Source organism: Rhodococcus sp. NPDC003382 (assembly GCF_053589135.1).
The window spans coordinates 341,369-361,737 of sequence record NZ_JBSFRH010000001.1; the positions used below are offsets into that span (position 1 = coordinate 341,369).

17 protein-coding genes are annotated in these 20,369 nt (G+C 69.3%); 12 read left to right on the top strand and 5 right to left on the bottom strand.

Annotated elements, in window-relative coordinates:
- Nucleotides 1–28 precede the first annotated feature (28 nt).
- Complete coding sequence (locus tag ACWDUD_RS01815; RefSeq protein ID WP_248675308.1) at nt 29–1,657, bottom strand: GMC oxidoreductase; 1,629 nt, start codon at nt 1,655–1,657, stop codon at nt 29–31.
- Between the two features lie 189 nt (nt 1,658–1,846).
- Nucleotides 1,847–2,695 carry a 3-methyl-2-oxobutanoate hydroxymethyltransferase gene (gene panB / locus ACWDUD_RS01820; protein WP_197250990.1) on the bottom strand — a complete coding sequence of 283 codons (849 nt, stop codon included), beginning with the start codon at nt 2,693–2,695 and terminating at the stop codon, nt 1,847–1,849.
- Nucleotides 2,696–2,890: 195 nt separating this feature from the next.
- Here panB and ACWDUD_RS01825 point away from each other — a divergent pair, with 195 nt between their 5' ends.
- The 3 genes from ACWDUD_RS01825 to ACWDUD_RS01835 all read left to right on the top strand — a co-directional run bounded on the left by ACWDUD_RS01825 (nt 2,891) and on the right by ACWDUD_RS01835 (nt 9,002).
- Nucleotides 2,891–4,441 (top strand): alpha/beta hydrolase, encoded by a 1,551-nt coding sequence (locus ACWDUD_RS01825; protein ID WP_450108151.1) that lies wholly within the window; start codon nt 2,891–2,893, stop codon nt 4,439–4,441.
- Nucleotides 4,442–4,525: 84 nt separating this feature from the next.
- Nucleotides 4,526–5,863 (top strand): glutamine synthetase family protein, encoded by a 1,338-nt coding sequence (locus ACWDUD_RS01830; protein ID WP_197250991.1) that lies wholly within the window; start codon nt 4,526–4,528, stop codon nt 5,861–5,863.
- Nucleotides 5,864–5,945: 82 nt separating this feature from the next.
- Nucleotides 5,946–9,002, top strand: a complete 3,057-nt coding sequence (locus ACWDUD_RS01835) for a bifunctional [glutamine synthetase] adenylyltransferase/[glutamine synthetase]-adenylyl-L-tyrosine phosphorylase (RefSeq protein WP_197250992.1) — start codon at nt 5,946–5,948, stop codon at nt 9,000–9,002.
- Between the two features lie 36 nt (nt 9,003–9,038).
- Here the strand turns inward: ACWDUD_RS01835 and ACWDUD_RS01840 are convergent, their stop codons facing one another.
- Nucleotides 9,039–9,728 (bottom strand): GntR family transcriptional regulator, encoded by a 690-nt coding sequence (locus ACWDUD_RS01840; protein ID WP_197250993.1) that lies wholly within the window; start codon nt 9,726–9,728, stop codon nt 9,039–9,041.
- 70 nt (nt 9,729–9,798) lie between these two features.
- On the opposite strand from ACWDUD_RS01840, the gene ACWDUD_RS01845 reads away from it, so the two are divergent.
- The 9 genes from ACWDUD_RS01845 (at nt 9,799) to ACWDUD_RS01885 (ending at nt 18,808) form a co-directional block, all read left to right on the top strand.
- Nucleotides 9,799–10,695, top strand: a complete 897-nt coding sequence (locus tag ACWDUD_RS01845; protein WP_248675306.1) for a sulfurtransferase — start codon at nt 9,799–9,801, stop codon at nt 10,693–10,695.
- Between the two features lie 60 nt (nt 10,696–10,755).
- Nucleotides 10,756–11,598, top strand: a complete 843-nt coding sequence (gene thiM, locus ACWDUD_RS01850; protein WP_197250995.1) for a hydroxyethylthiazole kinase — start codon at nt 10,756–10,758, stop codon at nt 11,596–11,598.
- Between the two features lie 12 nt (nt 11,599–11,610).
- Nucleotides 11,611–12,720 (top strand): LLM class flavin-dependent oxidoreductase, encoded by a 1,110-nt coding sequence (locus tag ACWDUD_RS01855; RefSeq protein ID WP_197250996.1) that lies wholly within the window; start codon nt 11,611–11,613, stop codon nt 12,718–12,720.
- 222 nt (nt 12,721–12,942) lie between these two features.
- Nucleotides 12,943–14,526 carry an ABC transporter substrate-binding protein gene (locus ACWDUD_RS01860; protein WP_450108129.1) on the top strand — a complete coding sequence of 528 codons (1,584 nt, stop codon included), beginning with the start codon at nt 12,943–12,945 and terminating at the stop codon, nt 14,524–14,526.
- A gap of 3 nt (nt 14,527–14,529) precedes the next feature.
- Nucleotides 14,530–15,525 (top strand): ABC transporter permease, encoded by a 996-nt coding sequence (locus tag ACWDUD_RS01865; RefSeq protein ID WP_248675304.1) that lies wholly within the window; start codon nt 14,530–14,532, stop codon nt 15,523–15,525.
- A complete protein-coding gene (locus ACWDUD_RS01870) occupies nt 15,522–17,228 on the top strand; it encodes a dipeptide/oligopeptide/nickel ABC transporter permease/ATP-binding protein (RefSeq protein WP_248675303.1) in 1,707 nt (568 codons plus the stop codon). The genes ACWDUD_RS01865 and ACWDUD_RS01870 overlap by 4 nt, the downstream gene beginning before the upstream one ends.
- The gene (locus ACWDUD_RS01875; protein ID WP_248675302.1) at nt 17,225–17,983 is read left to right on the top strand and encodes an ABC transporter ATP-binding protein; all 759 of its coding nucleotides are present in this window, start codon (nt 17,225–17,227) and stop codon (nt 17,981–17,983) included. The genes ACWDUD_RS01870 and ACWDUD_RS01875 overlap by 4 nt, the downstream gene beginning before the upstream one ends.
- A gap of 43 nt (nt 17,984–18,026) precedes the next feature.
- Nucleotides 18,027–18,533 (top strand): hypothetical protein, encoded by a 507-nt coding sequence (locus ACWDUD_RS01880; protein ID WP_450108130.1) that lies wholly within the window; start codon nt 18,027–18,029, stop codon nt 18,531–18,533.
- A 65-nt stretch (nt 18,534–18,598) separates the two neighbouring features.
- Entirely contained in the window at nt 18,599–18,808 is a 210-nt protein-coding gene (locus ACWDUD_RS01885; RefSeq protein WP_248675301.1) for a DUF4287 domain-containing protein, read from the top strand.
- Nucleotides 18,809–18,862: 54 nt separating this feature from the next.
- Here the strand turns inward: ACWDUD_RS01885 and ACWDUD_RS01890 are convergent, their stop codons facing one another.
- Complete coding sequence (locus tag ACWDUD_RS01890) at nt 18,863–19,537, bottom strand: hypothetical protein (protein WP_197251001.1); 675 nt, start codon at nt 19,535–19,537, stop codon at nt 18,863–18,865.
- Complete coding sequence (locus ACWDUD_RS01895) at nt 19,534–20,172, bottom strand: hypothetical protein (RefSeq protein ID WP_307846041.1); 639 nt, start codon at nt 20,170–20,172, stop codon at nt 19,534–19,536. Before ACWDUD_RS01895 ends, ACWDUD_RS01890 begins: the two co-directional genes overlap by 4 nt.
- Nucleotides 20,173–20,369: the final 197 nt, after the last annotated feature.

The following is a 20,369-nucleotide window of genomic DNA, read 5'->3' on the forward strand; positions in this document are numbered from 1 at the left end:
CCACTGCGATGGTGCCGTCCGTCACCCGTCAGCCGCGCTCGGCGATGATCCGCGCGATGTTGCGTTCGGCGAGCGCGGCGATCGTCAGCGACGGATTCACCGTGCCGGTGCTGCCCGGGATCAGAGCGCCGTCGACGACGTACAGGCCCGGATGACCGTGCACGCGACCGTAGCCGTCGGTGACCTCGCCGAGGACGGCACCGCCCAGCGGATGGGCGGTGAAGGACGCATTGACATCCGGAGCCATCGGCCGCGCGCCCGGCACGGTGCCGCCGGCCTCGGCCATCGCGTCGTGGACGGCGCGCAGGGCTTCCACGCTCTCCCGTTCCCCGCCCGCCGGCCAGTTCACGACGGCGCGGCCGGCGCCGGCGTCGTAGGTGACCTCGGCGCGGCGCGGGTCGAGGGTCATGCCGAGCGAGGCCAGCATGCCCACGTCCTTCGCGGTGCCCGCGACGAACCAGTTCTCGAGGCTCAGCGGCATGCCCGACTCGTCGACGATCCGGGAGGCGGACGGGGCGCCCTGGTCGCCGGCGAATCCGTCGGTGAGCGCGAAGGAGCGGACCAGCACGGCGTCGCCGTTGGTGCCCCAGCCACGACCGACGCGGTCGTCGAGGTTCGCCAGTGCGCCGGTGTGGCGGGCGCGCAGCAGCAGTTCGGTGGTGCCGATCGAGCCGGCGCCGAGCACCAGCCTGTCGCAGGTCAGCGTCCGCGTCCGCAGCACGGTGCCGAAGGGGTCGACGATCTCGACGTCGACGCGGTAGCGGCCGTCGGGTTCCTGACCGACGGCGAGCACGCGATGCGCGTGGCACACGAGTGCGCGCCCGGTGGCCTCGGCGGCCGGAATGTAGTTCTGTGTGAGGTCGAACTTGGCGCCGTTGGAATTGCCGAGGTTGCTCTCGCCGGCGATCGCCGAGCGCCGCACCCGCCCGGCGAGTTCGTCGCGCACGACGTCCCAGTTCCAGATCCCGTCGATGCGATGCGGGGTGTAGCCGGCCGCGCGGGCGTCCGCGTCCCACCGGCGCGAGTGCGTGAACTCGGGGGCGCCGTAGATGTCGTCGGGCATCGCATCGAGGCGCAGCATGGAGCGCACCTTCGGATACCAGGTGGAGGTCATCTCCCGGTAGTCGAGCCGCGAGCCGAACACGTGCTCGAAGAAGCGCTGCTCGGGCGCGATCATCACGCCGGTGAACACGACGGAGCCGCCGCCGACCGCGGCGCCGCGCCACACCGACAGGTTGGGGTAGTCGACCACGTCGAGGACCCCGGCGAAGTCGTCGCAGGTCACCGGGACACCGGTGGGGCCGATGAACGCCACACGGTGATACAGGCCGCGGCCGTCGGCGAGCAGGTCGGTGGTGAAGATCTCCCGCTGCGGATCGCGCGGCCAGCGCAGGCCGCGCTCGAGGACGGTGACGCGGCTGCCGGACTCGGCCAGGCGCAGCGCCGCGGCGCTGGCCCCGAAACCGGATCCGACGACGATGACCTCGGAGTGGTCGGGTGCGGTCGGGGGAGCGGCGAACAGTTCGGGCACCAGGCGCAGGTAGGTGTCGGTCCCCACGGGCAGCGCGGACGCGGACCGCGATCCTGCGAGCCCCGGCCCGAACGCGACGGCAGCAGCCGCCAGGGTCGATGCCTGCAGGAAACGACGCCGCTTCATCCCAGAGCCCCCAAGGATGTCCGTGATACCCCCCGGACGTGACCGACCGGCCCGCCCGCTACCGGCGGTTACTGTAACCGGAGGACGCGTCCGGAGGCCATCCCGGGTGAATTGCCGGCCCCGAATGCCGACGACGGGTGCCACGGCATGGCCGTGACACCCGTCGGGACCGGGATCAGGGAAGTGGGATCAGAAGGAGTGCTCGGGGCCCGGGAAGGTACCCGCGGCAACCTCGGCGGCGTAGTCGGCCGCGGCGCGGCGCAGTTCGTCGCCGACGTTGCCGAACTTCTTGACGAACTTGGCGGTCTTGCCGCTGGTGTAGCCGGCCATGTCCTGCCACACGAGCACCTGCGCGTCGCACTCGTTGCCCGCGCCGATGCCGACGGTGGGGATGGTCAGCTTGCGGGTGACCTGACCGGCCAGCTCGGCCGGAACCATCTCCATCACGACGGAGAACGCACCGGCTTCCTGGACCGCGATCGCGTCGAGGATCAGCTGCTCGGCGCCGTCGCCACGGCCCTGCACCCGGAACCCGCCGAGGGTGTTGACGGACTGCGGGGTGAAGCCGATGTGGGCCTGCACCGGGATGCCGGCCGCAGTGATCGCCGCGATCTGCGGGGCGACCCGTTCGCCACCCTCGAGCTTCACCGCGTGGGCGCCGCCCTCCTTCATGAACCGGATCGCGGTCGCGAGCGCCTGCTCGGGGGACGCCTCGTACGTGCCGAACGGCAGGTCGGCGATCACCAGCGCGTGCGGTGCGCCACGGACGACGCCGCGTACCAGCGGCAGCATCTCGTCGACGGTGACCGGGACGGTGGTGTCGTAGCCGTAGACGACGTTCGCGGCGGAATCGCCGACGAGCAGCACCGGAATGCCCGCATCCTCGAAGATGCGTGCGGACGAGTAGTCGTAGGCGGTCAGCTCGGCCCAGCGTCGGCCCTCGGCCTTCATCGCCTGCAGGTGATGCACGCGAGTCTTGCGCTTGGGGGCATCGGACGCGGCAGCGCCGCCGTACACGGAAGTCATGTTGTCGGACATCGCTGTCCCTTTCTGCCTCGAGGCCCGTGCGGGGTCCCCGGGTTGGTGATGACGATCTCGAGTCTGCCACCGCACGCTCCGCGCGTGTACCGGGCGCGTCGTGCGATTGGTCACATTCCCGCTCGTCGCAGCCGCCCGGCCGCGGTCGCTCGCGGCGGCGCCGGACCGCGCGTCGCTAGCATCGCTGGAGTGCCGATCCTCACCCCCGGACTGCGATCCCGTGTCCTCACCGGCCTGGCAGTCGCCGGTCTCGCGCTGGCCACCGCCTGCGGCTCCCCGTCGGACACCACGAGGGCGGTCCCGGCCGAACCGGTCGGAGTTCCGGACGGATTGGAGCAGTTCTACACCCAGCCCGTGACCTGGGAGTCCTGCGCGGGCTACGGCACGGACGGTCCCCGCCTCGGGCGCGAGGGCGCGGAATGTGCCCGCATCACCGTTCCCCTCGACTACGACGACCCGGACGGTGCGACCGCGAAGATCGCGATCTCGCGTGTGCGCGCGGGCGGGGACAGGATCGGATCCCTGCTGGTCAACCCGGGCGGACCGGGGGCATCCGGTCTGGGCATGGCCACCGTCGCCGCGTCCACCGAACTCGCGGAACGATTCGACGTCGTCGGTTTCGATCCGCGCGGGGTCGGTGCGTCCGAGCCCGCGGTGCGCTGCCTGACCGACGCGGAGGCCGACGCGGAACGGGCCCGCGACGACGGCGACATGTCCCCCGAGGGCATCGCCGCGAGCGAGAAACACAGCCAGGAGTACGCGGACGCGTGCGTCGAGCGGTCCGGACTCGATCTGCTCGCCCACGTCGGTACCCGCGAGGTGGTCCGCGACATGGACGTCATCCGCGGCGTGCTCCGCGACGAGAAGCTCAACTACCTGGGTTTCTCGTACGGAACCCGGCTCGGCACGGTCTACGCCGAGACGTTCCCCGACCGGGTCCGCGCCCTCGTCCTCGACGGCGCGCTCGACCCCGAGCAGGAACCCGTCGAGGAGGTGGTGCTACAGGCCGCCGGTTTCCAGCGGGCGTTCGATGCGTTCGCCGCGGACTGTGCCCGCTACGACACCTGCGCGCTCGGCACCGATCCGACGCAGGCCGTCGCGCGGTTCCGGGCGCTGGTCGACCCGCTGATCACCGCCCCGGCCCGGACCACCGACCCGCGCGGACTCAGCCACCGCGACGCGATCACCGGTGTGCAGCAGGCCCTGTACTCGCCGAGTCTGTGGGGGTCGCTGCGCGGCGGCCTGCGGTCGCTGGCCGACGGCAACGGCGACACGCTGCTGTTGCTGGCGGATATGTACGAGGGGCGGGGCGAGGACGGCACCTACAACAACGTCAACGACGCGTTCAACGCGATCCGGTGCGTCGACGACCCGCGGATCACCGACCGGGCCCTGGCCGGCGAGGCCGACACCCGGTTCCGGGAGGCGGCGCCGTTCCTCGACGACGGCCGCGGAACCGGGCAGGCCCCGCTGGATCTGTGTGCGTTCTGGCCGGTGCCGAACACCGGCGAGCCGCACACTCCGGAGGTTCCGGGATTGCCTCCGGTGCTGGTGGTCTCGACCACCGAGGATCCCGCGACCCCCTATCAGGCCGGCGTGGATCTGGCCCGTCAGCTCGGCGGCGCGCTCATCAGTTTCACCGGGACCCAGCACACCGTGGTGCTCGACGGGCAGCGGTGCGTCGACGACCCGGTGATCCGGTATCTGGTGTCCCTCGAGGTGCCGGAATCCGACCCGCACTGCTGACCCGTAGCGGTTGTGAGCGACACGCCGCATCGATAACTCACCGATGTAACACGGAGTTAACTCCCAGTGCCTAGTCTCGCCACTATGGATCGCCAGAAGGAGTTCGTGCTCCGCACCCTCGAAGAGCGCGACATTCGGTTCGTGCGCCTGTGGTTCACCGATGTCGTCGGGACGCTCAAATCCGTGGCGATCGCCCCGGCCGAACTCGAAGGAGCCTTCGAGGAGGGCATCGGTTTCGACGGCTCGGCCATCGAGGGTTTCTCCCGCATCTCCGAGGCCGACATGGTCGCGCGGCCGGACGCCACGACCTTCCAGGTGCTGCCGTGGATGGACGATCGCGGACACCAGTACTCGGCGCGGATGTTCTGCGACATCACCATGCCGGACGGCACCCCCAGCTGGGCGGACCCGCGGCACGTGCTGCGCCGCCAGCTGAACAAGGCGTCGGATCTGGGTTTCAGCTGCTACGTGCACCCCGAGATCGAGTTCTTCCTCGTCGAGAACGGTGAGCCCGGCCAGCCCCCGGTCCCGGCCGACGACGGTGGCTACTTCGACCAGTCCGTGCACCGCTCGGCCCCGAACTTCCGCCGGCACGCGATCGACGCGCTCGAGTCGATGGGTATCTCGGTCGAGTTCAGCCATCACGAGACCGCCCCCGGCCAGCAGGAGATCGATCTGCGCTACGCCGACGCGCTGTCGATGGCCGACAACGTGATGACCTTCCGCTACGTGGTCAAGGAGATCGCGATGGCGGAGGGTGTGCGCGCGACCTTCATGCCCAAGCCGTTCCGTGAGCACGCCGGTTCGGCGATGCACACGCACATGAGCCTGTTCGAGGGCGAGAACAACGCCTTCCACGATCCGGACGATCCGCTGCAGCTCTCCGCGACCGGCAAGGCGTTCATCGCCGGCATCCTCGAGCACGCCAACGAGATCAGCGCCGTCACCAACCAGTGGGTGAACTCCTACAAGCGCATCGTGCACGGCGGAGAAGCCCCCACGGCCGCGTGCTGGGGTCCGTCGAACCGTTCGGCGCTCGTGCGCGTGCCGATGTACACGCCGAACAAGGCGTCGTCGCGCCGCGTGGAGATCCGCACCCCGGACTCGGCGTGCAACCCCTACCTGACGTTCGCGGTGCTGCTGGCCGCCGGTCTGCGCGGCATCGAGAAGGGCTACGAGCTCGCCCCCGAGGCCGAGGACGACGTGTGGTCGCTGACCTCCGCCGAGCGGCGCGCGATGGGCTACCGCGAGCTGCCCACCGATCTCGACATCGCGCTGCGCGAGATGGAGAAGTCCGAGCTGGTCGCCGAGGCGCTCGGCGAGCACGTGTTCGACTACTTCCTGCGCAACAAGTGGCGTGAATGGGAGAACTACCGCAGCCAGGTCACCCCGTACGAGCTGGAGCAGTACCTGGGTCTGTAGTCGGCGATAGGGTGAATGGCGTGCGGACGCGGACAGAGGAGATCGCGGCAGATCCGACCGGCGTGGGACCGGGGGTGGGTGCGTGGTGAAACCGCCACCCGCCCGGTCCGCGATTCCCGGACCGGGCCGGCTCGGGCTCGTCGAGCCCACGGCCGCAGCCCACCTCGAACAGCTCGCCTGGAACGACACCGACAGCATCGAACTGCTGTGGTCGTTGTCGCGCGCCCCGAACGCCGATCTGGCGTTGCGGAACCTGGTTCGGCTGCAGGAGGCACTCGACGAGGCCGGGTGGGCCGAACTCGACGGCGCGCTGCGTTTCGACAAGGGACTGCGGGGACGGCTGTTCGGGTTGTTCGGGGCCTCCGCGGCGTTCGGCGACCATGTCGTCGCCCACCCGGACCGCTGGCGCATGCTCGCCGGGAAACTCGAGCTGCCGGACCGGCACACGTTCACCGCGCGCATGCTCGACTGCGTCGGAGCGGTCGCCGAGCCGGGGGGCCGCACCGACACGCTCGTCTACCGGGCGCAGCTCACCGGCCCCGCGGCGATACCGGCGCTGCGCACCTCCTATCGCGATCAGCTGATGCTCATCGCCGCCGTGGATCTCGCGGCGACCGTCGAGAACGAGCCGGTGCTGCCGTACATCGAGGTGGGACACAAGCTCGCGGATCTCGCCGACGCGGCCTTGACCGCCGCGCTGGCCGTCGCGGTCGCGACGATCGTCCCCGAGGGACCGTGCCCCGTCGATCTCGCGGTCATCGCGATGGGCAAATGCGGTGCGCGCGAACTGAACTACGTCAGCGACGTCGACGTCGTGTTCGTGGCGGAGCCCGCCGACGCGCGCGCGAGCCGCATCGCCGGGGAGATGATGCGAATCGGCACGTCGGCGTTCTTCGACGTCGATGCCGCGCTGCGTCCGGAAGGTAAACGCGGCGAACTGGTCCGAACCCTCGACTCGCACATCGCCTACTACACCCGGTGGGCCAAGACGTGGGAGTTCCAGGCGCTGCTCAAGGCCCGGCCGATGGCCGGCGATCTCGAACTGGGCCGCCGCTACATCGAGGCGTTGAGCCCGATGGTGTGGACCGCGTCCGAGCGTGAGGCGTTCGTTCCGGAAGTGCAGGCGATGCGCCGGCGCGTCGAGGAACTCGTCCCCGCGGAATTGCGCGAACGCGAACTGAAACTCGGACGCGGGAGCCTGCGCGACGTCGAATTCGCGGTCCAGCTGCTGCAACTCGTGCACGGCCGCGCCGACGAATCGCTGCGGGTACCCAACACGGTGGAAGCGTTGTCGGCGCTCGCGGAAGGCGGGTATGTCGGCCGCGACGACGCCGCGAACCTGCGGGCGTCGTACGAGTTCCTGCGATTGCTCGAACACCGGCTGCAACTGCAGAAGCTCAAACGCACCCATACCCTGCCGCCCGCCGAGGACCGGGAGGCACTGCGCTGGCTGGCCCGTGCCGCGCACATGCGGCCGGACGGCCGCAACGACGCGCTCGGGGTGCTCGAGGCCGAGATCAAGCGGAACTCGGCCCGGGTCCGCAAGCTGCACGCCAAGCTGTTCTACCGTCCGCTGCTCGAATCGGTGGCCCGCCTCGACGCGGAGGCGGTGCGGCTGTCCCCGGAAGGTGCGGTGCGTCAGCTCGCGGCGCTCGGCTACAGCGCACCGGAACACGCGCTCGGACACCTGACCGCGCTGTCCGGTGGTGCCTCGCGCAAGGCGCGGATCCAGGCACTGATTCTTCCGCAGCTGCTCGAATCGCTGAGCGACACAGTCGATCCCGACGCGGGCCTGCTGGCGTACCGGCGGCTGTCCGACGCGATGTACAACGCGGTGTGGTTCCTGCGGACACTGCGCGACGAACCCTCGGTCGCCGAACGGCTGATGACGGTGCTCGGATCGTCGGCGTTCGTGCCGGACCTGCTCATCAACGCCCCCGACGTGGTGCGCCTGTTCGCGGACGGCCCCAACGGTCCGCGCCTGCTCGAACCGCAACCCGAGGAGGTCGCGAAGGCGATCGTCACGTCGTCGGCGCGGTACGACGATCCGGTGCGCGCGATCGGGGCGGCCCGATCGCTGCGGCGCGCCGAACTCGCCCGTGTCGCCAGCGCCGACATCCTCGGCATGCTCGACGTGCCCCAGGTGTGCCGGGCCCTGTCGAGCGTGTGGTCCGCGGTGCTCGAGGCGGCGCTGGGCGCCGTGATCCGCGCATCCGAACAGAAGCAGGGCCCTGCGCCGGCGCGCATCGCGGTGATCGGCATGGGCAGGCTCGGCGGCGCCGAACTGGGCTACGGGTCCGATGCCGACGTGCTGTTCGTGTGCGAGCCGCTACCGGACGCCGACGAAACGGTGGCCGTCAAGTGGGCCAACCAGATCGCCGAACAGGTCCGCAAGCTGCTCGGCGCGCCGAGCACCGATCCGCCGCTGGAGGTGGACGCGGGTCTGCGGCCCGAGGGTCGCAGTGGGCCGTTGGTGCGCACACTCGCCTCGTACCAGGCGTACTACGCGCAGTGGGCGCAGGCGTGGGAGGTGCAGGCGCTGCTGCGTGCGCACCCCGCCGCCGGCGACCCCGATCTCGCTGAACGGTTCCTGCGCATGATCGACGCGGTCCGTTACCCGGAGGGTGGGGTGTCGCAGGAGGCGGTGCGCGAGATCCGGCGGATCAAGGCGCGCGTCGACTCGGAGCGGCTGCCGCGCGGTGCGGATCCGGCGACCCACACCAAGCTCGGCCGCGGTGGCCTGGCAGACATCGAATGGACCGTGCAGTTGCTGCAATTGCAGCACGCCCACCGGATTCCGGCGCTGCACAACACCTCGACGCTCGAGGCGCTCGATGCGATCGGTGCCGCGGAACTGGTCAGCCAGGAGGATGTCGCGCTGCTGCGGGAGTCCTGGCTCCTGGCGACGCGGGCCCGCAACGCGCTCGTGCTGGTGCGGGGCAAACCGACCGATCAGCTGCCCGGGCCGGGTAAGACGCTGACCGCCGTCGCGCGGGTCGCGGGATGGGAGGGGGACGCCTCCGAGTTCCTGGACCACTACCTGCGGGTCACGCGGCGAGCCCGGGCCGTCGTCGAGCGGGTCTTCGGGGGAACCGACAACGGTTACGGAAGCGCGCACGGATACGACGGGCACGGGTAGTGGCCACGGGGTAAGGCGACCCCGGTAGGGGAGCGGTCAGCTCTGCGCGAAGAGGCGGATGCGTTGTTCGCGGCTGCGCTCGAGATGTGTGCGCATGTGCTCGCGGGCGGCGCTTTCGTCGCGGGCCCGCAGGGCGGCCAGGATCTGCTCGTGCTCGGCGTTGAGGAGGTCGGGTTCGCCGTAGTTGGACGGCGGCCCCGAGTCGTAGATGCGCAGCTGGGTGGTAAGGCGCACCAGCAGCGCGGTGATGGTCGAGTTGTGCGCGGCCTGCCACAGGGCCTCGTGGAACCGGAAGTTTCCGCTGCGTACCTCGGCGTCATCGGTTGCGGCGCAACAGAATCCGTGGAGCTGTTCGAGGCGTGCCATGTCGAGTTCGGTGTGCCGGACGGCGGCGGCCCCGGCGGCTTCGGATTCGAGCGCGACACGTGCCGCGTAGATCTCGATGACGTCCTCGGCGGTGCCCGAGCGCACCCGGAAGCCGCGGGTGGCGCGTTCGAGCAGCCCGTCGTGGGCGAGCCAGTTGAGCGCTTCGCGGATCGGGGTGCGGGAGGCCCCGTAGGTCTCGCTGAGCTGAGTCTCGTGCAGGGCGGCGCCGCGGGGGAACTTGCCGGCGAGGATGTCCGCGCGCAGACGCAGGTACTGCTTCGACGTCTGGTCGTCGCGTCCGGTCGGGGGCTCGGAGAGCAGGGAACCGGTCAGGTCCGCGGTGGTGTCGCCGTGGGTCATGGGTCAGATTATGCCATCGACGACATCCGGATACTTGCGTATACGTTATTCGTCGTTTAGCGTCGCTGCGGTGAGCGACGACAGGCGAGACGTACTGATCAGGGCCGAGGACCTGGCCCGGAATCCGGGTACCTACACGATCCTCGACGCGACCGTCTCGTTCCCCAAGCCCCGCTTCGACGGCGACTACCGGCCCGAATCCGGTCTCGCCGATTGGGAGCGCGCCCACATTCCCGGCTCGCTGCACGCGAACCTGCTCGGCGATTTCAGTGCCGTCGACGCGAACCTGCACTTCACCCGTCCGGCACCCGCCCGGCTCGCGCACGCTCTCGGGAACCTCGGTATCGCACCCGACGCCGAGATCGTGGTGTACGACCAGGGCACGAACACCTGGTCCGCGAGACTGTGGTGGATGCTGCGCAACATCGGGATCGCCGCGCGGGTCCTCGACGGCGGACTCGCCCGCTGGACTGCACTCGGACTGCCCGTCGAGACCGGTGCGGCGGAGCCGCGCCCGGCGACCGAACGGTGGGCACAGCCGACCGATCACGGCCTGTGGCGCGACCGCGACGCCGTACTGTCCATCAGCGCGGGCGATGCCCCCGGCACGCTGGTCTGCGCGCTCGACCCGGAACAGTTCGCGGGCACCGCGACGACTCGCTACTCGCGGCGCGGCCACATCCCGCGCAGTCTCAACCTGCCGGCGAAGGGTCTGCTCGACGACGGGCTGCTGCGGCCGGACGAGGAGGTGTCCGCGGAGGCCGAGGCGGTGCTCGCCGATTCCGAGCGCCCGGTGGTCCTCTACTGCGGCGGCGGTGTCTCGGCCTGCCTGGTCGCCCTCGCGCTGGTGCGCGTGGGGTTCGACGACCTGGCCGTGTACGACGGATCGCTCGAGGAATGGACGGCGGATCCCGCACTGCCCATGGTCACGGCCGCGCCTTCCGAGGACCGGGAGGGTGACACATGACGCGATGTCGCCGCTCCTGATCGTCCCGAAACCGACTTCCCCTCTCCGACAGGAACTTCTGTGACTACCACGACGAACGCCCCCACCGTCGACGATGTGGCCGCCGCGCTCGAGGCGCTGCGTGCCCAGGTGCCGCTGGTGCAGTCGCTGACGAACATCGTCTCCGCCAACTTCCTGACCAACGTGCTGCTCGCGGCCGGTGCCAGCAACGCCCACATCGACAATGCCCACGAGGCCGGTGGATTCGCCCGGATCGCCGGCGGTGTGCTGGTCAATCTCGGCACCCCGGACGACGGCACCGCCGCCGCGTTCACCGAGGCCGCCGGTGCCGCCCGCGAGGCCGGAACCCCGTGGGTCCTCGACCCGGTCGGCGTCGGCGGGTTGCCGTGGCGCACCGGTCTGGCCGCCGATCTGCTTGCCCTGCACCCGACTGCGATCCGGGGCAACGCCTCGGAGATCATCGCGCTCGCCGGGTTGGGCGGCGACACCCGCGGCGTCGACAGCGCCGACGAGGCTGCCGCCGCGGTCCCAGCGGCGCTGGCGCTGCTCGAGCACGCCGACGCCGTCTCGGCCTCCGGACCCGTCGACTACCTGGTCGGACGTGACCGCGAGGGTGGGATCACCGGGGTGCGCATCGCCGGAGGCAGCGCGATGCTTCCGCGCGTGACCTCCACCGGCTGCTCGCTCGGCGGCCTGGTCGCGGCCTACCTGGCGGTGGCGCCGACCCCGTTGATCGGTCTGGCCGCCGCGCACGCCCATGTCGCGGTCGCCGCCGAGATCGCCGAGGAGAACTCCACGGGCCCGGGATCGTTCGCCGTTGCCTATCTCGACGCGCTGTACGCGGTCGATGCCGACACGCTGCGGGCCCGCGCCCGCATCGAGGCGCTCGAACTTTCGAACTGAGGACGAAAACCGATGGGCATCAAGACTTTCTGGTATCTCACCCAGGCCGACGGGGACTACCCGTGGAGCCCGGGCGGGCTGTATCCGGTCGACGGGCAGCGGCAGATCGAACTGGCGAAGACGATCGACAACGGCGGGTTCGACGGCGCGCTCGTCGCGACGTGGCCGAACGATCCGTTCATCTCGGCGACCTGGGCGGCCGCGCACACCACGCGCATGAAGTTCCTCGTCGCGATCTACGCGAACATGACGCCGGCGCGTCTGCTCGCGGAGAAGGCGCTGACGTTCGACGCGTTCAGCGGTGGCCGCCTGATGATCAACTCCGTCAACGGCCGCGAGAACATCCTCACCAAGTACGACATGAACGTCGAGCACGACCGGCGGTACGAACTGGGGGAGAAGTACTGGGCGGACTTCCGGCGGATCTACGCCGAGGGCACCGAGTCGAACTTCCCGAACACGCCGCTGCGGATCGACGCGCCGAGCGAGGACCACAGCGTTCCGCTGTGGGGGACCGGGGATTCGCCTGCGGGACTGCAGAATTCCGGCAAGGTGCTCGACGCGTACCTGGTCATGCTGCGTGAGACGGCGTTCGTCGAGTCCAAGTTCACCGCGGCACGAGAGTCCGCGGCCGCCGAGGGGAGGGAGTTCACCGACTTCGGTGCCCTCTCCGGCGTCATCGTCCGGCCGACGCAGGCCGAGGCCCTGGACCGGTTCCGGTCCCTGTTCGAGAAGGCCGGGATCGATCGGATCACCGACGTCCTGGACAAGGCGGTACGCCGTCGCACGGGCGGCAAGCAGGACCTCAAGACGTTCACCGCGCGCGACGCGCAGCGGCAGGGCTGGGTCGACACCATCAACGCCGGCCGCCTGCCCGAGCCGAAGGACCTGTATCTCGGTGACGGCCTGTACGCCGGCATCACGGCGTGGTCGCCGCTCGACATCTTCGCGACCGGGTCGTCGGCGGTGTACTACGCCGGAACGCCGGACGAGATCACGGGGCACGTGCGGGCGCTGCACGACCGAACGGGTCTGACGACGCTGATCCTCGCCGGCTGGCCTCTGATCGACGAGGCGAAGAACGTTGCCGAGCATCTGATTCCGCGCTTCCGCGAACTCTGAGTCGCGCTGCGACGAGGCCACCACGGCTGGGACCCCGGTCCCGGTAGTGGTGGCCTTTTGGGTTGCGGAAATTCGGACTGGTCAGTAATTGATTGTTAATGTAGGTTGCCCAAAGTAAGGTAAGCCAGACCTCAGTCCGAATCAGAGAAGAGTGACATTCAGTTGACGCGCACCGTTCGGCGCTCTCACGCCTTACCCCTCGTTCTTGCGCCCGCGCTCCTCGTGGCCGCCTGCGGCTCCGGCGACACCACGGACGCCGCGTCCGGTCCGGCAACCGCGGACTCGCTCACCGTCGCCGTCGCCAAGGACAGCGGTCCGCTGAACATCTTCGTCGGCCAGACCGACCAGATGACCGAGCTGGTCTACGACAAGCTCCTCTCGCCGTCGCCGTACGTCGCGGAACCGCAGCCGTGGCTCGCCACCGACGTGCGCCAAGTGAACCCCACGACTTGGGACGTCGACCTGCGCGACGACGTGACCTGGCACGACGGTGAGGCGTTCACACCCGACGACGTCGTGTTCAGCTTCCACTTCATGCACGCCGCGCCCACCGGGCGGTTCACCCACCACGTCAACGATGTTCCGTCGATCTCGACGATCGACGTCACCGGAGAGCACTCGGTGCGGTTCGTCTGCGACTACTCGTGCCCGGAACTCGGCACCGTGACGCTCGCCGACCTGCCGATCCTGCCCGAACATGTGTGGGCGAACGTCGACCCGGCCAAGGTCAAGGAAGTCACCGATCTGCCGGTCGGCACGGGCCCCTTCAAGCTCGTCGACTACAACCCCACGACCGGATACCGCTTCGAGGCGAACGCCGACTACTTCGCGGGCGCACCGACCGTCGACGAACTGATCATGCCGGTGATCGCCGACTCCTCCGCCGCATTCACCGCGCTTCGCTCCGGGCAGGTCGACGCCGTCGACCGGGCGCTGCCTCCCGAGCTGGTCGATCAGTTCAGCGCGTCGAACGACATCGGCACCATCGACGTGGATCCGCTGGGTTTCACCGAGTTGCGAATCAACTTCACCCGTGAACCCTTCGCCCAGGCCGATTTCCGCACGGCTCTGAGCTTCGCGTTCGACCGCGACAAGATGCTCGACATCGTCGCGCTGGGGAAGGGGCGACCCAGCACCCAGGGCTACGTGCACCCGGATGCACCGTTCGCCGATCCCGACGCCGACACCCCGTACGACCCTGCGCAGGCCGCCGCCTTGTTCGACTCCCTCGGATGGAAGGACGTCGACGGAGACGGCCTCCGCGAGAACCCGGCCGGTGAGAAGCCTGCTCCGTTCAAGTTGGTCGTCAACGGCGGCAATCCGCAGCATGTCCGTGCCGCCGAACTGTTCGTCGAGGACTTCGGCGAGGCCGGATTCGCCGTCGTCGTCGAGCCCCTCGAGGCGGGTTCGCTGTCGAGTGCGTCGTCCAACAAGGAATACGACTTCCTGATCAACGACATCGTCCCGCACGGGACCGCCGACCCGACGCAGCTGATCATGTCGCACCGCTCCGGCTACCTGTGGGATTCCCCGAAGATCGCCTACCCGGAATACGACGCTCTGTACGAGAAGTGGCGTGCCACCGACAACTACGACGACCGTGTTGTGGTCCTGAAGGAGATCCAGAAGCTGATCAACAGTCAGCCCACGACCCTTCCCCTGTACTACGCAGAGGAGACCTGGGCCTACGACGCCGAAAGCTTCTCGGGCTGGGTCGAGACCCCCGGTTACGGCATCGTCCACAAGTGGTCGTTCCTGCCGGCGGACGTCGTCGCCGCCGCGAACGCGGAAGCGCCGCAGGACTGATCGATGGTTATTCTGCGCCGAGCAGGGCAGTACGCCCTCGTGCTGTGGGCGGCGGTGACGCTGAACTTCGCACTGCCGCACCTCGCACCGGGTGATCCGGTCGGCTACCTCTACGTCGGCGAACTGCAGGGCCTCGGCGAGAAGTACCTCGCGGAACTCCGCGCCGGCTACGGCCTGGACAGGCCGATCCTCGAGCAGTACCTCTCGTTCTGGTCGGGGCTGCTGCGGGGAGATCTCGGGATGTCCGTGCAGTACAACAGGCCTGTTCTCGACGTGTTGGGGGAGAAGCTGTCCTGGACGGTCGCGTTGGTCGGCATCTCGATGGTGCTGGCCTTCGTGATCGGCACCCTGCTCGGCGCGTGGGCCGCGTGGCGACGCGGCACCGCGAAGGAGACCGGCACGGTTGTCGGTGTCCTCGTGGTGGATTCGATGCCCGCATTCTGGGTGGGCATGATCCTCATCGCCGTGTTCTCGGTGACGCTCGGCTGGTTCCCGTCCTACGGGGCCGCGACGATCACCGCGACCGGCGGGCAATGGCTCGCAGAAGTCGCCTCGCGGATGGTCCTTCCCGTCGCGACGCTGACCATCGCGAACATCGGCGGATTCTTCCTCATGACCCGGGCCTCGATGATCGGCGTGCTCGACGAACCGTTCATCCGGCTCGCCCGGGCCAAGGGACTCAGGGAGTTCCGGGTGGCGATCCGGCACGCGCTGCGCAACGCGGTGCTGCCCGTCTACACGACCCTGACCCTGACGGTCGGTGTGCTGCTGTCCGGCGCGGTCGTCGTCGAGTCGGTGTTCGCGTATCCGGGGCTGGGCAAACTCACCTACGACGCGGTGACCGCCCGCGATTATCCGTTGCTGCAGGGTGCGTTCCTGCTCGCGACCGTCGGCATCGTCGCGGCGAACCTGCTGGCCGATCTGACCTATCCGCTGCTCGATCCGCGGGTGCGCCGCGACCGGACCGCGGCCGAAGGACGCACCGAGGTAGCCGTATGAACGTCAACCGCTTGACCATCGTCGGAACCCGAACCCGGTCCCAGCGCCTCGCGCTCGTCGGCGCGGTACTGCTCGGTGCGCTGCTGCTGTGCGCGATTTCCGCACCGTGGCTCGCGCCGTTCGACCCCACCGAACGGGTGACGCGCCCGTTCGCGGCGCCGTCCGCCGAGCACTGGCTCGGCGCCGACGACGTCGGCCACGACCTGCTGTCGATGCTGATCCACGGCGCCCGCATCTCGCTGTTCGTCGGGATCGTCGCGGCCGTGATCGCCACCGCCGTCGGCACGATCGTCGGGGTCGTCGCAGGATATGCGCGCGGCGTCGTCGACACCGTGCTGATGCGCATCGTCGACGTCGTGCTGGCGCTGCCGGTGCTGCCGCTGACCATCGTCATCGGCGTCTTCGCCGGACCCGGTCTGCGCACTCAGATCATGGTCATCTCGGCGGTGTTGTGGGCGGGTTTGGCCCGCGAATTGCGCGCACAGGTCCTCACACTGCGCGAACGCGATCACATCCAGGCCGAACGCGCCATGGGCGCCGGTCCCGGGTACGTGCTGTGGCGTCATATCGCCCCGTCGGTCGTGCCGCTGGTGGTCCCGCAGTTCGTGCTCACCATCAAGACTGCGGTGCTGCTCGAAGCATCGCTCGCGTTCCTGGGACTCGGCGACATCTCCGCCGCGAGCTGGGGATCGATGCTGTCGATGGCGCACGCGCGCAGTGCCTTCCTGACCGACGCCTGGATCTGGTGGGTGATCCCGCCGGGTGTGGCCATCGCCGTCACCGTGCTCGCATTCGCGTTGCTCGGCAATGCCATCGAGGAGCGATCCCACCCGATCCTCCTGCCGGCGAAGCGATCCCGGAAGAAGGCCGCCACCGCACCGGCTCCGGTCGATCCGGATGTCGATGCGGGAGCACCGCTGGTGATCGACGACCTCACCGTCGTCTACGGCGAGGACGGGCGCGGCGCCACGGGAGTCGGATTCACCGTCGGCGCAGGAGAACTCGTCGCCCTCGTCGGGGAATCCGGCAGCGGCAAGTCGACGGTCGCGGCGGCCACGATGGGGTTGCTGCCCCCGGCCGCGCAGATCGTTTCCGGGGCGGTGCGGGTCGACGGCCGCGACGTGGCCGGGATGAGCCCCGCGGAACTCCGGGGCCTGCGCGGCAACCGCATCGCCCTGATTCCGCAGGAGGCGCTGAGCGCCCTCGACCCCGTCTACACGATCGGCTCCCAGATCGACGAAGCCGTCCTCGCCCACCGCTCGTGCACGAGAGCCCAGGCGCGGGAACGCACCCTCGAGCTCCTGGCCGACGTGGGTCTCGAGGCCGACAGGGTCGACGCCTACCCGCACCAGCTCTCAGGCGGTATGCGTCAGCGCGTCGTGATCGCGATGGCGCTCGCCAACGAACCGGACGTGCTCGTGGCCGACGAACCGACCAGCGGACTGGACGTGCTGCGCGAGGCCGAGGTTCTTGCGCTGCTCGACGAGCTGCGGGTGCGCCGATCCCTCGCGTTGCTGATCGTCACCCACAATCTGCCGGTTGTCGAGCGAATCGCCGACCGTATCGCGGTGATGAAGGACGGCGAACTCGTCGAGATCGGTACCGCCGAGCAGGTCGTCGGGTCGCCCACGCACCCGTACACCCGCAAACTCGTCGAATCGGCGCCCCGGCTGCGTCCGTCACTTCAGGAGGTCTTCTCGTGAGTGGACTGCTCGACATCGCATCGCTTTCGGTCGCATTCGACGGCAAGCCCGCGATCACGGACGTGACCCTGCAGGTCGCCGCCGGTGATTCCGTCGCGCTGGTGGGTGGCTCCGGAGCCGGGAAATCCACCGTCGCACGGGCGGTCGCCGGCCTGGTGACCCCGACCGCGGGACGGATCGTCTTCGACGGAGTCGACCTGACCGCGGTGCCGCAGCGCCGGCGCCGCGCGGCGCGCAAGGGGATGCACCTGGTTTTCCAGGACCCGTACGCGTCGCTGCCGCCGACCCTGCGGGTGGGGGACATCGTCGCCGAGCCGATGGTGATCCACCGTATCGGTGACCGGGACAGCCGCCGGCAGGCCGCGGTCGCGGCGCTCGAATCCGTGCACCTGCGTCCCGCCGAGAGCTTCCTGCAGCGCTACCCGCACGAGCTGTCCGGTGGGCAGCGTCAGCGGGTGGCGTTCGCACGGGCGCTGGTGACCAGGCCGAAACTGCTGCTCGCCGACGAACCGACCAGTGGTCTCGACGCGTCGCTGCGACTCGAGATCGTCGACCTCATGGGCGAACTCGCCGTCTCCGAGAACATGGCCGTCGTCCACATCACCCACGATCTGGCGCTGGCCGCCCGTAGTTGCCGCGACATCGTCGTGATGCAGGGCGGGCGCATCGTCGAAGCCGGCCGCGCCGACACCGTTCTCGCCGACCCGGCACACGAATACACCGCCGCCCTCGTCGGTGCCGTGTCCGGTGTCTGAACCCGATTCCGCTGCAACCCGACTCACACCAGGAGATGTCCCGATGTCCGAAACCATCGCCGTCGCCGAGAACGGCACCGTCATCGATTTCACCGTCGACGACGTCATGAAGTACCACGGCCCGGGATTCCCGGGCGGAGTTGCACACGCGGTGAAAGTCCTCGAACGCGCGCTGCCGGTGCTGAGTCCCGACGCGCCCGCGGAGCGCCGCGAGATCAGCGTCGCCACCGCGCACCGCGGTCCCGGCGTGCGCGACACGTTCGAGGCGGTGACCCGGGCTGTGACCGCCGGGCGGTTCACCGTCGACGCGGAACTCGAGCGCCGCGATCGCGGGCAGACGCTGGAGCGGTACGTGTTCGTGCTGACCTACCGCGACCGGACCGTGCGGCTCGAGATCCGCGACGGCTTCGTCACCGACGAGTTCATCACCCTCGGGCGCAAGGCCGACCGCACCGACGACGAGGAAGCACGCCTGACGGTGCTCAAGCAGGAGATGGCCGATCGGCTGCTCGCTGCACCCGCGGACGAGGTCTACGACATCGTGAACTGACGTGCACCGCGGTGGATTTCACCGATCGGGCCGACGATGTCCGACGGTCCCGTTAATCTTCGCCCATGACCGAGAAGGCGAAAGGCCCGGAGTCGTACTTTCCGTCGATCGAGAAGAAATACGGTCGCCCGATCGAGGAGTGGAAGACGATGATCCGCGAGTCGGATCTGACCAAGCACATGGAATTGGTGAACTGGCTCAAGGTCGACCACGGCATGGGCCACGGACACGCCAACGCCCTCGTCGCCCACACCCTGAAAGAGAACGCGGGCTGAACCGACCGGGCCCGCCACCGCAGTGCGGTGGCGGGCCCGATCGTGCGCGGAGCGTCAGGTGTTGTCGACCCAGCGCAACAGCGAGTACAGGAACCGCGTCGCGCCCGGCATGAAGTTGCTGCCGTGGTGGTACGTCGGATCGAGGGTCGTGACGATGAGACGGCCCGCAGTCGAAGTGGTGTCCTCGTAGAGCATCATGCCCGCGTCGTGCGGATTGCCCTCGGCATCGGGTTCCTCGGAGACCACGAGCGGGACCACGTCCGCTTCGGTGCGGAGCAACCCGTGGTGATGCCAGATGACGGATTTGGTGCTCAGGTACGCCCATGCCCCGTGGTCGTGGCTGCGGGTGCGGATCAGCGGGTCCTCACCGTGGAGCCACCACCAGAAGTTCGTCGGCCGCGGTTCCCATTCCACGCCGGGAAGCCAGGTGTGGACGCCGTTCTCGCCGAGGACGACGAGCGTGTCGCCGCGCTCGGCGACCGCGCGGAACCGATCGGCGTGGCGGGCGACGAGTCCGGGATGCAACCGGTCGGCGACGATCACCGTCGAGTAGCCGTCGAGATCGCCGTCGGCGAGGTCGGCCAGGTAGTGGAAGTCCGGCTGGTAGGCAAGCACCGCCGGGTCCTTCATCGTCTGCAGATGGGGGTAGGACCCGCCGTGGACGATGGCCAGGCGCCGGCTCCGCAGGGGTGCGATGTCGGTGCGGGAGAAGGGTTCGGCGGTGGTCATCGCTGCGTCAGCCAATCGATCAGTTGCGGTGTCATCCGCGCGGACGTGTTCGGGTCGTTCTTCCAGCCGGTCAGGTCGTTCCCGCCGTGGACGAGCACCTGGCCGTCGCCGAGCGGGTAGACGAAGTCGAGGGGCAGCGCGTGTCGGCCGATGCGGGTCGTGACGATCGCATCGTCGGGGATCTTGTCGACGTAGCCGCGCGCGTAGAAGCCGGTGACGCCCTTGCGAAAACTCAGGTCGGCAGGGTCGACACCGTCCCACACCGGGTGCGGATCGCCGAGCGTGATCGCGAGGTCCTTCGGGCCGGTGTAGGCGAGCTTGCGCCACACCCCGAGGCCGGGAAGGAAATCCGTCAACGCGTGACCCATGACGGCGACGCGGCCGCCGCGGGTGACGAATCCGGTGAGCAGATCTCGGTTGCGCTCGAGGAAGATCTGGTCGACACCGCCGCCGATGATCAGGCCCCGCACTGTCGTGAGGTCGACGTAGGGGAGGTTGTAGACGTCGACCTGACCGACGCGGGGTCCGGTTCCGGGTTCGCCGGCGAGGTTTTCGGTGCCCATCGTCACGTGCAGGACAGCGGCGATCGCGGTGGGCTCGTCGGTGGTGGAGGGCGGCCGGTTCGATTGGGGCACTGTTGCTTCCTGGTGTTGGCTTCCGGGGCACGGGTCCGGTCTCCGCGACGGTGTCGCGGGCCGGGCTCGCCGGGTTCGTCCGAATAAGGTGAACCTTAAGTAGTAAAGGTAAACCTAACCCGCTCACCCAGGCAAGCTGCCCACGCCGAAAGGCGCCGGCAGCCGTGTGCTGCCGACGCTGCAAACGTGGCGTGCGC